This is a genomic window from Microcoleus sp. K1-B1 (assembly GCF_036704705.1).
In the GTDB taxonomy this organism is placed as follows: Bacteria; Cyanobacteriota; Cyanobacteriia; order Cyanobacteriales; family Microcoleaceae; genus Microcoleus.
The window spans coordinates 25,026-37,291 of record NZ_JAUBSH010000021.1 but is presented as its reverse complement, the minus strand read 5'-3'; the positions used below and the strand labels follow the sequence as shown (position 1 = coordinate 37,291).

General features: G+C 46.2%; 9 protein-coding genes. 7 read left to right on the top strand and 2 right to left on the bottom strand.

Translation table 11 applies throughout. From position 1 onward, the window contains the following. Positions 1 to 39 precede the first annotated feature (39 nt). Both QUA83_RS10510 and QUA83_RS10505 read right to left on the bottom strand, forming a co-directional pair. On the bottom strand, positions 40 to 1,344 hold the full coding sequence (locus tag QUA83_RS10510; RefSeq protein WP_333293055.1) for an aspartate aminotransferase family protein: 1,305 nt from the start codon (positions 1,342 to 1,344) through the stop codon (positions 40 to 42). Between the two features lie 324 nt (positions 1,345 to 1,668). Further along, positions 1,669 to 2,706, bottom strand: a complete 1,038-nt coding sequence (locus tag QUA83_RS10505) for an adenosine deaminase (protein ID WP_333293053.1) — start codon at positions 2,704 to 2,706, stop codon at positions 1,669 to 1,671. A gap of 400 nt (positions 2,707 to 3,106) precedes the next feature. Here QUA83_RS10505 and QUA83_RS10500 point away from each other — a divergent pair, with 400 nt between their 5' ends. The 7 genes from QUA83_RS10500 (at position 3,107) to QUA83_RS10470 (ending at position 12,128) form a co-directional block, all read left to right on the top strand. Further along, on the top strand, positions 3,107 to 4,447 hold the full coding sequence (locus QUA83_RS10500; RefSeq protein ID WP_333293052.1) for an adenylosuccinate synthase: 1,341 nt from the start codon (positions 3,107 to 3,109) through the stop codon (positions 4,445 to 4,447). Between the two features lie 285 nt (positions 4,448 to 4,732). Further along, positions 4,733 to 4,939: a hypothetical protein gene (locus QUA83_RS10495; protein ID WP_333293050.1), complete on the top strand. Its 207-nt coding sequence runs from the start codon at positions 4,733 to 4,735 to the stop codon at positions 4,937 to 4,939. Between the two features lie 23 nt (positions 4,940 to 4,962). After that, a complete protein-coding gene (locus QUA83_RS10490) occupies positions 4,963 to 5,181 on the top strand; it encodes a hypothetical protein (RefSeq protein ID WP_333293049.1) in 219 nt (72 codons plus the stop codon). After that, positions 5,181 to 5,552, top strand: coding sequence for a hypothetical protein (locus QUA83_RS10485; protein WP_333293047.1), 372 nt, complete (start codon positions 5,181 to 5,183; stop codon positions 5,550 to 5,552). Before QUA83_RS10490 ends, QUA83_RS10485 begins: the two co-directional genes overlap by 1 nt. A 64-nt stretch (positions 5,553 to 5,616) precedes the next feature. After that, positions 5,617 to 6,222, top strand: coding sequence for a 50S ribosomal protein L25/general stress protein Ctc (locus QUA83_RS10480; RefSeq protein ID WP_333293045.1), 606 nt, complete (start codon positions 5,617 to 5,619; stop codon positions 6,220 to 6,222). 560 nt (positions 6,223 to 6,782) lie between these two features. Beyond that, positions 6,783 to 11,372, top strand: a complete 4,590-nt coding sequence (locus QUA83_RS10475; RefSeq protein WP_333293044.1) for a tetratricopeptide repeat protein — start codon at positions 6,783 to 6,785, stop codon at positions 11,370 to 11,372. A gap of 207 nt (positions 11,373 to 11,579) precedes the next feature. Next, the gene (locus tag QUA83_RS10470; protein ID WP_333293042.1) at positions 11,580 to 12,128 is read left to right on the top strand and encodes a sulfotransferase; all 549 of its coding nucleotides are present in this window, start codon (positions 11,580 to 11,582) and stop codon (positions 12,126 to 12,128) included. The last annotated feature ends 138 nt before the right edge of the window (positions 12,129 to 12,266 follow it).

The window sequence follows — 12,266 nt, the reverse complement described above, 5'->3', positions numbered from 1 at the left end:
GCCTGTTAAGCGAGAATGGTGCAAAATCTCATTTTAATCTTACTCCATTTCCTGCAAAACCCCAGTTAAAATTTCCACAATGCGATCGATATGTTCCTTCTCAATAATCAGCGGCGGCGACAAAGCAATAATATCACCAGTCGTGCGAATTAGCAACCCTTTTTCATAGCACTGCAAGAAACAATCAAAAGCCCGTTTCCCCGGCTTCCCAGCAATAGATTCCAACTCAATACCCGCCACCATTCCCAGATTGCGAACATCAATTACGTGCCGCACCCCCTTCAAAGAATGCACCGCATCTTCCCAGTAACCAGCCATCTTATCGGCCCGTTCAAATAACCTTTCTTCCTCATAAATATCCAGCGTCGCCAAAGCAGCCGCACAAGCCAGAGGATGACCAGAATAAGTATAGCCGTGAAAAAGCTCGATCGCATTTTCAGGACCATTCATAAAAGCATCATAAATACCTTCTTTCACAAACACCGCCCCCATCGGCACCGTACCGTTAGTTATCCCTTTCGCCGCCGTCACAATATCGGGAACCACCCCAAAATATTCCGTAGCAAAACTAGAGCCTAGCCGCCCGAACCCGGTAATTACCTCATCAAAAATCAGCAGAATTCCGTACTTGTCGCAAATCGCCCGCAGCCGCTCCAAATAACCTTTCGGGGGAATCAAAACCCCTGTAGAACCAGCCACTGGTTCCACAATTACTGCTGCAATATTCGACGCATCGTGCAAAGCGACAATCCGCTCCAATTCATCCGCCAAATGCGCTCCCCATTCCGGTTGTTTGCGGCTGAAAGCATTGTGTTCGAGATTGTGAGTGTGAGGCAAATGATCTACTCCCGTGAGCAAACTGCCAAAAAACTTGCGGTTTGTACCGATACCGCCGACAGAAATTCCCCCAAAACCAACGCCGTGATAGCCGCGTTCCCTACCGATTAATCGTTGGCGAGTTCCTTCACCTTTCACCCGGTGATAAGCAATCGCAATTTTTAAAGCAGTTTCTACAGATTCCGAACCAGAATTAGTAAAGAAAACGCGATCGAAATTGCCCGGAATCATCTTTACCAAACGTTCCGCCAATTCAAAAGCACCCGGATGTCCCATCTGAAAAGCCGGGGAGTAATCCAAACGCAAAACCTGCTGTTTAACTGCTTCGGCAATTGTCTCGCGGGCGTGTCCTGCATTCACGCACCACAGCCCCGCAGTACCATCCAAAATTGAGCGGTTATCATCGCTTGTAAAGTGCATATCTTTGGCAGAAACCAACATTCGCGGATTCGCTTTAAACTGTCGGTTGGCGGTGAACGGCATCCAGTAAGCGTCCATATTTGTCATGTTTTTTTATCTTTTTATATTGATGATTCTGCCTCCAAACTATAACTTGTTACCGATTGCCGATCGCCCGACGCTTATTATAATTTTACAAAACACCTCTCCCTCTTTCTATCTTTTCTATCTCCTCTGCGCCCTCTGCGCCCTCTGCGGTTAGTAAAAAAAAATATCATTTACAAATGAAATAAAATCACTGCCGCAATCCTAAATCTTGGCGATGGCTTTCCTAGCGGCAGAGATATCAGATAAAAAACCGGTTCATTAATTAACATAAAAAACCGGGTTTTTAAGAAACGTAAAAACTTGATGTTTAATGACAAAAACTAGCTAATTAACGATCGCACCGACAGACTCATGCTGCAACAAACCGGTCAGCATTTTCACAGGTCTTTCTTCGTAGGGCCACGCGAAAGCATGGCGAAAAGCGGCCTCTTGACACGCTTGCAACTGCCGAAAATCAATGATATCCAGAGTCAATAAATTCTCGTATTCAAAAGGCAGCCGCACGTTGTGCAATCCCGCGTTGTCGGTACAAATGGCAATATCGACACCAGCTTCAAAACATCGATCGAACACAACCTTCAATTCGCGCATATCCTGCAACGTCCCCGTTTTAAGATAGGTAGTCGGGCAAACTTCCAAGCATTGACCCCTGCGCGCGACTTCTGGCAGCAATTCGGGATATTTTAACGGAATTTGAATCCCGTGGCCGATACGCATCAGATAAGGCAGAAGTTCGGGATAACAACCAGACGTAGTTTCATAGAGGTGGCCGGTAGTTTTGATGCCGATTGACCTCGCGTACTGGTACAATCCGACAAACTCCTCCAAACGCTCGCCAATACAATCATCGCCGCCAGCTATATCGATCGCACAAACATATTCTCCCATCCCGGCCGCCAAATCTACGATCGCCCGATTCACTTCATAAGGCAAACGCGAGTGCATACACAAAATTTGGCTAGTAACAATCGGACAATCGCTAATTTGACTTGCCTTGCCCACAACCTTGACAATTTCTGCCATCAAATCAATGCGTTCTGACTGATCCAAATGTTCTGGAGTCCGCAAATAAGGCGTATAGCGCAACTCCAAATAAGCCAGATTTTCAAACACGTAAGCGCCCCGCATCAACCGATAGATGAAATAAGGCAAAGTTTCAACAGTTTGAACGCTTTCTACCAGTGTGTGCAGTTCCAAATACTCATTGAGAGTATTGCGCGGACGAGTGTAAAACTCCTCAAACTCCGAGTATTCTTGAAATCGATTAACCATCTCAGCATTGTGGCGATCGAAATACCGCCACAGCACCCTAGGAACGACAGAACCACCCAGATGGCGGTGCAACTCAGCGTGTAAAGTCATGCGATTTTAGATTTTAGATTTTAGATTTTAGATTGAAAGAATTGAAGAATTGAAGGATTGAAGAATTGAAGGATTGAAGAATTGAAGAATTTGTAATTTAGTCCTATACGCATCAGTGGCCAGAAACCGGGTTTTCCCAAATACTAGCCAACAACCTCCAGCAGGTAAACTCTTCCACATTTAAGCTGCACATGGGATTCCCCTAAAAACTCGTCAAATCCTCACCCATTCTTCCCCTCTCCTACTCTCCCTTCCCAAGTCCCCCGATAGGGCTGGAAGTTTGTTTTTGAGAGCAATACAGCCTCAAGTCTCTCAATTGTAACAAAAATTTATTTGACATTTAGGACGCATTCATACATAATCGGAGATTGTGTCAACCTGAACTGAACGCGAGAAACCCTTGGCTAACGTAGTTGTGATCGGCGCCCAGTGGGGCGATGAAGGAAAAGGCAAAATTACCGATTTGCTCAGCAAATCCGCAGATATCGTTGTCCGGTACCAAGGGGGCGTCAACGCCGGTCACACCGTGGTAGTAAACGGTCAGACTTTCAAACTACACTTAATTCCGTCCGGGATTCTCTACCCTGATAAAGAGTGTATCATCGGCTGCGGTACGGTGATCGACCCTAAAGTTTTAATTGCAGAGTTAGATCAGCTAGAGGCACTGAATATTTCGACAGCCTCGCTGATGATTTCGGAGACGGCTCACGTCACGATGCCCTATCATCGATTAATTGATGTAGCATCGGAAACGCAGCGGGGAAATTATAAAATCGGGACGACGGGACGCGGCATTGGCCCTACTTACGCCGACAAGTCGGAACGTACCGGCATTCGGATGCTCGATTTAATGGACTTGGACGGGTTGCAAGAACAATTGGAATGGACGATTAATTGTAAAAATGTCCTTCTCGAAAAACTCTACAATTTGCCGCCTTTAAATCCGCAAGATGTAATTGATGAATATCGAGTTTATGCCGAACGTTTGCGGCCGCACGTAGTTGATAGTTCCCTGAAGATTTATGAGGGAATTCACAAGCGGAAAAATATTCTGTTTGAAGGCGCGCAAGGCACTTTATTAGACTTAGACCACGGCACTTATCCTTACGTTACTTCCAGCAATCCCATCGCTGGTGGGGCTTGTGTAGGCACCGGAGTCGGCCCAACAGCGATCGATCGCGTAATTGGCGTAGCAAAAGCTTATACAACCCGCGTCGGAGAAGGCCCCTTCCCTACGGAAATGGTAGATGGAATAGGAACAATTTTGGGCGATCGAGGTGCAGAATTCGGCACAACAACCGGCCGCAAACGCCGCTGCGGTTGGTTCGACGCTGTAATCGGCCGCTACGCAGTCCGTATCAACGGCCTTGACTGTCTGGCAATTACCAAACTAGATGTGTTGGATGAATTAGAAGAAATAAAAGTTTGCGTTGCTTACGAAATTGACGGCGAAAAATGTGTTGATTTCCCGAAAAGTTCCCGAATCTTTGCTCGGTGCCAACCTATTTACGAAACCCTTCCCGGTTGGAAACAGTCTACGGAAGAGTGCCGGAATTTGGAAGATTTGCCTCAGCAAGCTTTGAATTATCTGAAGTTTTTGGCAGATTTGATGGAAGTGCCGATCGCAATTGTTTCTCTCGGTGCGAGCCGCGACCAAACTATTATTGTAGAAGACCCGATTCACGGCCCGAAACGCGCTTTGCTCTCTGCTGACGGTACGCCAGTAGCAGCACCAGCTTAACGTTGTGAGGTAAAATATAATGTTGGGTCTCGATCCATAATACTCGAAGCTGTTGCCAGCCTCGCCGCGACCCACCTAGCTCAAGGTTCCAGGAGATTAGTGCACTTGATCCGCGGCGAGGTCAAGTGCATCCTTATTTACAAGGAGTTACGTAACAATAGTCCGGACAGTTTTCAATCACTAACGGCAGAATGCGGGTTTCAGCCTTCTCAGTGAGGTCAAATGCTAACGGTAGAATGAGGGTTTCAGCCTCGGTCTCAAAAACTGTCCGGAGTATTGACGTAAATGACTGACGAGGATGAACTGATAGCACGGCTAGAAGTTCACAGAGACATGATTGGGTGGGTTATAATAGAGCTAGGAAAAGAAGGAATACAAGCCAAGAGAACAACCGGAAACAATCCCAAAGGTGATATTTTGATAGTCAACGATTGGGATGTTCCCCGAGTTAAACAGCTACTCCGCAATTGGCAGAGCGAATTTAATCGTTAATTTATAAAAAAATATAAACAATAATGAATGAACCGCATATTGAAATCAAAGCCTGGAAAACTAAGAAAATAGATTCCACAAAAGCTAAGGAAATATGTCAAAAAGGAACTGTGATTGGAGTTATTACCACAGGAAAAAATACTCAACCGGCTAAGGCTGTATTCGACAAAGCAGATGTAGCTTGGGTAGAAAATTTTCCAGAAAGTGAGTTGTTGAATCAGGAAGGTCAAGAGGAAAGCTAATGTTAGATATTATTTTTTATGCCTTCAAAACTGCTCGACCACCGCACTATGTCGAAATGTCTGAAGACGTTTACGAGTGGTTGGTCAAATCAGAATTTTCCAAAATCGGCAAATCTGTCCCCAGAAATATTTTGATAGATGAAGAAGAGGAGAAGCTACCTGTAGTTGAGTTAGATCGAGATATTCGCCAGAAGCTCAGAAATTTTTTCCGCGATGCAATTATCTGCGAAAGCGATACCGTCCTCACCAAGCTGGGAGATTCCCCCCTCAAAGAAGAGTATCAAACAGCAACCTACCGTTTGAGGAAATTGCTGGACTTGCTAAAATGTGTTGAAAACGAAGATTATCAGTATCTTCAGCGGGTCGTTTAATTAAGCGCGATCGCAATATCACAATTCTGGTAAAATGTGAAAACAATCAACAGAAAGTCAGAAAATGGAACTCGCAGTAGAATGTCAAAAGCGGGCAGAAGGTAGCAAACCTAACGCCCTCCGCCGCTCTGGATTGATTCCCGCCGTCCTCTACGGCCACAAAGGCTCTGAATCCATTTCCCTTACCATCAAAGCCAAAACAGTTGAACACCTGCTCAAAAAGCACGTAGTCAACAATGCCCTAATTGACCTCAGCATTCCCGACCTGTCTTGGAGCGGAAAAACCTTGCTCCGGGAAGTTCAAGTTCATCCTTGGAAAGGCTATCCTTACCACCTGAGCTTTTTCTCCGTGGCAACTCAAGACAGTCTGGAAGTTGAAGTGTCGCTGAATTTTGTCGGCGAAGCTGTCGGCGTCAAGTTAGAAGGCGGCATCTTGGATACCGTGCTGACGCAACTCGCAGTTAAGTGCAAACCTGACAGCATTCCTGAAGGAATTGAAGTAGATATTTCTAATTTAAAGGTTGGGGATGCGCTGCACATTCACGAATTAGTTTTGCCTGCGGGAGTGGTAGCTCTCGGCGAACCAGATCAGGTGGTTGTTACCGTGCTAGGAATTCAAGCAGGTTCTGAAGCCGAAGATGCAGAAGAAGAGGCAGACGCAGCAGCTTAATTAGTAATTGCTAATAGTTGTTAACTAATGGTTGAAAAAAAAGGGCGATCGCTTTCTCCCAAAAGGGCGATCGTTTTTTGCTAAAAAGGCTATTCTAATTTGGGTTCGATCGCACATTTTGCACCATTCTCAAAAACACGCTTTCTGGCCTGTTCCACAAACAGTGAATTTGTTGTGTTGTGGGAAGTAGGGGTTGGGCTTCTAGCCCGCCCGTAAAAAGCCTATAAAAAAGGGTGCAATCTTCTTTGCCGCGTCCACAACACAGCATCCCACCAGCAAGAACCTGCCGTGTTTACTTGTCTTTACAACACGGGCGATCGACTCTTTAGCTACAAGAGTCCCAACGGGCGCGCAAATCTGCCAGAAACCGTACTGATTCTTAGATATTTAGCCGTAAAATCAAAAAATTAGCCGAGAATCCCGGTTCCTCGCCAGCACCGGGAGTCAAAAAAATTAAGAATTCGGGGAACAAGCCCGTTACTGTGAGTGTCAAACGCGAGTATAATTGTGAAACGTTTTGACTACCCTATTTAATTCCTGCCTCTGGAGCCGCCGCCCATATGCCATCAACAGTGAATACAGAATCAACAGCGGTTCAATTTAACCAACAGGGAGAAACATACTTATCCCAAGGAAAAATAGAAGAAGCCATCGCATCCTGCGAGCAAGCTTTGAAGATTCACCCCAATTTTGCACCAGCTTACAAGACTTTGGGCAACGCGCTGCAAGCTCAAGGCAGGATGGAAGAGGCGCGGCACTGGTACGCTAAAGCGATTGAAATAGAACCGAATTTTGCGGAAGTATATGCGAATTTGGGCAGCCTGGGCGCGCAGCAGCAAAAATGGCAGGAGGCGATCGGATTTTATCAAAAGGCGATCGCGATTAAGCCGAATTTCGCGGGAGTTTACCGGAATTTAGCAAAAGTATTCGGACAAATTAGCAAACCGGAAGAAGCCCAGCAGTGCTGGTATCAAGCATTTAGTTTGGAACCGGAAAAAGTAGCGCCTGGGGAACACTTGAATATGGGCGACGCTTTTTTTCGGCAGGAAAAATTCCCCGAAGCGATCGCTTGTTACGATCGCGCCATAAAATTAAATCCTAATGTGGCGACTGCTTACCAAAATTTGGGCGAAGCGCTAAAAAAACAAGGCAAGTTAGAGGAAGCGACAGCATATTATCGCAAAGCTATTGAACTGAACGCAGCTAATGCGAGAAATGGCAGCGAGGGACAGCAAACTTTGGCGGGTGCCACTGCGAAAAACGGTGCAGTCAATCAGCAGCCCGCAGCCACCGCAGTTAAGCCACCAGTGCAGCAGCCAGTTAAGCCGCCAGTTCAGCAGGCAGTTAATTCTACAATTAATATAGAAGATCCAGAAGCATACAAAATATTGGCAGAAGGCTATTTTGCTCAAGGCAAATTGGAACAGGCAATTTCTGCTTGCAAAAAAGCGCTACAAATAAAGCCGGAAGCGCCCCTTTACAAAATGCTGGGCAACGCGCTACAAGCGGGTGGCAAAATTGATGAAGCTAAAAGTTGCTATGTCAAAGCAATAGAAATTAACCCAAATTTTGCCGAAGCTTACGCTAATTACGGCAGCATTTGCGCGCAGCAAGAACAGTGGCAGCAAGCGGTTTCTGCTTACGAAAAGGCGATCGCCCTGAAGCCGGATTTTGCCGGTGCTTTCCGCAATTTTGCAAAACTGTTAACTCAGTTAGGCAAGTCGGAAGAGGCGGCTGAGGCTTGGTATCGAGCATTGGCGATCGATCCCAAGTCGGGCACCGCTGAGGAACACGAGAATTTAGCCAAAACTTTGATCGAGCAAGGTAAGGTAGAGAAGGGAATTGAGTGTTACCGGCGCGCGGTTGAGTTGAACCCAAATGCTGGCGCAGCTTATCACGAATTGGGGGAAATTCTTAAGGGTCAAGAACAGTGGGAAGCGGCGGTAGATGCTTACAGCAATGCTATTAGAAATAATCCCGATCTTTCTTGGTCGCACAACAATTTAGCTGAGTCGCTGGTTAAGTTGGAACGGTGGGAGGAAGCTGTAAATGCCTACCGCAAGGCGATCGAATTAAATCCAGATTTTAGCTGGTCTCACAACAATTTAGCCGATGTATTGCTGAAGCTGGAACGGTGGGATGAGGCGGTAAATGCTTATAGGAAAGCAACAGAATTAAATCCAGATTTCAGTTGGTCGCACAACTATTTAGCAGACGCCCTGATTAAACTGGGAAGGTGGGATGAGGCAATTTCGGCTTACCAAAGGTCGATCGAACTCAATCCTGACCATTTTTGGGCGCACAACAATTTAGCAGAAGCGCTGGTGAATTTGGAACGGTGGCATGAGGCGGTTGTTGCCTACCGGCGTGCTAACGAAGTTAATCCGAATTTCTTCTGGTCGCAGAGCAAATTAGGCGACGTGCTGCTAGAAATGGAAAGGTGGGAGGAGGCGATCGATGTTTACCGACGCGCGGCCGAGTTAAATCCTGATTTTCCGTGGACTTATTACAACATGGGAACGGCTTTTGAGAAGTTGGAACGGTGGGATGAGTCGATCGCCGCTTACCGCCGCGCTGCGGAGATTCAGGCGGATTTGCCGTGGCTGTCCCAAAAGTTGGCTGATGCTGTGAGGATGCGATCGCAGTGGGATTTGAACGAGGCGATGCGTTTATATAGGCGGGCGATTCAGGAGAATCCTGATGACGTGCAGTTGTATCACAAGGCGCTGGAGATTGCGCCGAATGATGCTGACCTTTATGTTGGGTTGGCTGATGCTTTGGTGCGGAAGAATTGGCCGGATGGGGCGATCGTCTTTTATCAGATGGCGTTGCAGATTCGGCCGGACGACAAGGCTATTTCTGGGCGGTTAGAAGAGGTACTAAAAAAAAAGGGTGTAAGTAGGGCGGCGGAAAAGAGCGATCGCGCTGTTGGCGGACACTCTGGAAATGCGATCGAACACACCCCTGGGATAGCTGCGGAGTACCACGAATTGGGGACTTCTCTACAAGAAGAAGGTAAATTTGCCGAGGCTGTGGCTGCCTACAGCAAAGCAATTTCAATTAATCCCAATTACTTTGGAAGTCATCACAATTTAGGCGATGTCCTGAAATGGATCGGTAAAGTTGATGAGTCTATTAAAAGCTATCAGAAAGCGGCAGAACTGAATCCAAATTTTGTTTGGTCCCACCACAACTTAGCGGATGTATATCAACAAGAAGGTCGGCTTGATGAAGCTGTTGCTGCTTATCGGAAAGCGATCGAGGTTGCTCCTGACTTTGGCTGGTCGTACCACAATTTAGCAAAAACTTTAGCTAAACAAGACAAGCTTTCGGAAGCTCTGGAAGCTTATCAGACGGCGAGCAAACTCGATCCGAAACTTTTTGGTTTGGATTATCAAAACTTGCGAGATTCGCTATTCCTCGGTCAAGACCCAGCTTACACCAAGTGGCGCGCTAAGAACAGCCCCAGAGAAGCTGACTTGCGGAAAATGGCGGAAATATTAGAAATCTTTAACTACAAGCCGCTGATTAGTATTGTCATGCCGGCTTACAATACGCCAGAAAATTATTTGCAGGAAGCAATAGAATCAGTTCTAAATCAGATATATCCTTATTGGGAATTGTGCATTGCGGATGACGCATCAACCGCGCCTCATGTCAAGCAAATTTTGCAAGAATATGCAGCCAAAGATAGCCGGATAAAAGTAGCTTACAGAACCAAAAACGGTCACATTTCTCACTGTTCTAATTCTGCTTTGGAGTTGGCTACGGGTGAATTTGTATCTTTATTAGACCACGACGATACACTGACACCAGAGGCGTTGTATGAAGTGGTGCTGCTGCTGAACCGGCACCCGGAAGCGGACATGATTTATTCAGATGAAGATAAGATTTACCAAGATCAGGAACTGATAAATCCTTTCTTCAAGCCAGAATGGAGTCCGGATTCATTTTTATCTCGGATGTACACTTGCCATTTGGGAACTTACAGGCGATCGCTAATCAATGAAATCGGCGGTTTTAGACCGGGCTTTGAAGGAGCTCAAGATTACGATATGGTTCTGAGGTTTACAGAAAAAACTGACAAAATATTTCACATCCCTAAAATTCTTTACCACTGGAGAATGCACGCAGGTTCGGCGGCTGGCGGTGTAGAGGCTAAACCCTATGCCTATGACGCAGGGCAAAAAGCTTTGCAAGAGGCGATCGAACGCAGGGGCGAACCGGGGAAAATAGAAGGCGTTCCCGAATTTTTGGGACACTTTATTCCACGCTACAAAATTGCAGATTACAAGCGGGTCAGCATCATTATTCCGACGCGGGATTTAGGGGATGTTTTGGACAATTGCTTGGAGTCTATCTTTACTAAGAGCGTCTACCCCAACTACGAAGTGATCGTCATCGATAACGGCAGTCAAGAGCAACACACGGCGGAAATTCTGGCTAAATGGACGGCTAAGGAATCAGCGAGGTTTAAAAGTTATCGACTCGATATTCCGTTCAATTTCTCTAAGATTAACAACTACGCTGCTAGCAAAGCGGAGGGAGATTACTTGCTGTTCTTGAATAACGATACAGAGGTAATTACTCCCGATTGGATTGACGGGATGGTTGAACAAGCTCAGAGAAGCTCGATCGGGGCTGTGGGCAATTTGTTGATATACTCAGATAACAAAATTCAGCACGCAGGAGTGGTGATGGGACTCGGCGGCGGAGTTGCCGGTCACAGCTATTACCATATGCCGCGATCAATACCAGGGTATTTCGGGAATGTGGTAGGCCTGAATAATGTTTCAGCCGTAACTGCTGCGTGTTTAATGTGTCGCCGCGAAGTATTTGAAAGTGTTGGGGGGTTTGACGAAGAACTAACAGTGGCGTACAATGATGTGGATTTGTGTTTGAAAATGCTAGAGAAAGGGTACCGAAATATTTACCTGCCTCATGTAGTTCTCTACCACCACGAATCTAAAAGCCGGGGTTACGAAGACTCGCCTGAAAAGAAAGAGCGGCTGAGGAAGGAATCGAAGCTGATCGAAAGCCGCTGGCGAAAATATATTGAGAATGACCCTTACTACAGCCCGCATTTAACCAGAGCTTGTCAAGACAGCGGTATCAGATTGGAGGACAAGAATTGGCGTCCGAGTCATTAGGAACATCGCCATGAGTTTAGGGTGTAAATTTAAGTCTAAAGCCTTCTGTCTCTGTGGTTTGTTCTGTGGTTTGTACTAAAGTCTCGCTCCCTCTGGCATCCCCCAGTGGTATCAACTGAACAGTAAAACCCTCCGTCTCTCTGGAATCATCGGCCCTACGCTTAAGGAACCAATTAACTCAGGATTCAGCAATCTGAAAGGAAAAAAATGATTGACTTTGTAGAAGTGCTTAGTGTCCCCCTCGCAGAATCTCAAGGGTTACTGGCGTTTAATCTCGATGCACCAGAAACAGGAACTCAAACTGATGCTGGGGCAGTTGAGTTTCGGGGTTGGGTTCTGGGGAAAATGTCTCCCGCGATCGCGGTTGAAGTGATTCATCAGGGGAGAGTGCTGAAAACTATTCCGGTGAATGTTCCTCGTCCTGATGTGGCCCAAACTTATCCCCAAGCTTCAGAAGCAGGAATTAGTGGGTTTCAGGCAATTTTAGACTTGAGCAGAGTGATTGATCCGCACGACCAGTTAACTGTATATTCGATTTTGCGGGATCAAAGTCTTGCTAAGATGGCAGAAGTAACGGTTAAATTAGGATCTGAATCCTCTACTGTGGAGGTTCCCCTGCCTCAACAGGATGCGGAGTCAGGGGTAGATGGCATACAGTTAAAATTACAAAGGATTCAAGCAGATTTGGAGCGCTCTAAAGTGTTTGTGCAGACTGTGAAGACAGATTTGCTGAACAGAGAACAGCTAAATCGGTAGAAACTGGGAACTTTTGAGTGGGTTAATCGTCCTGCTGCCAATCCCGCCTGTCGGTTTCAAGGTTGAAATTGTGATAGGAGGTTTGACGTTGACTAAAGCCCAGACTAGCAACCCTTATTTTTTTAGAGTATAAAACCC

Excerpts from the sequence above, each read along its gene's own strand:
- QUA83_RS10485 (WP_333293047.1), top strand. The coding sequence starts at position 5,181 with ATGTTAGATATTATTTTTTATGCCTTCAAAACTGCTCGACCACCGCAC.
- QUA83_RS10470 (WP_333293042.1), top strand. The coding sequence starts at position 11,580 with ATGATTGACTTTGTAGAAGTGCTTAGTGTCCCCCTCGCAGAATCTCAA.
- QUA83_RS10505 (WP_333293053.1), bottom strand. The coding sequence starts at position 2,706 with ATGACTTTACACGCTGAGTTGCACCGCCATCTGGGTGGTTCTGTCGTT.
- QUA83_RS10495 (WP_333293050.1), top strand. The coding sequence starts at position 4,733 with ATGACTGACGAGGATGAACTGATAGCACGGCTAGAAGTTCACAGAGAC.
- QUA83_RS10475 (WP_333293044.1), top strand. The coding sequence starts at position 6,783 with ATGCCATCAACAGTGAATACAGAATCAACAGCGGTTCAATTTAACCAA.
- QUA83_RS10510 (WP_333293055.1), bottom strand. The coding sequence starts at position 1,344 with ATGACAAATATGGACGCTTACTGGATGCCGTTCACCGCCAACCGACAG.
- QUA83_RS10490 (WP_333293049.1), top strand. The coding sequence starts at position 4,963 with ATGAATGAACCGCATATTGAAATCAAAGCCTGGAAAACTAAGAAAATA.
- QUA83_RS10480 (WP_333293045.1), top strand. The coding sequence starts at position 5,617 with ATGGAACTCGCAGTAGAATGTCAAAAGCGGGCAGAAGGTAGCAAACCT.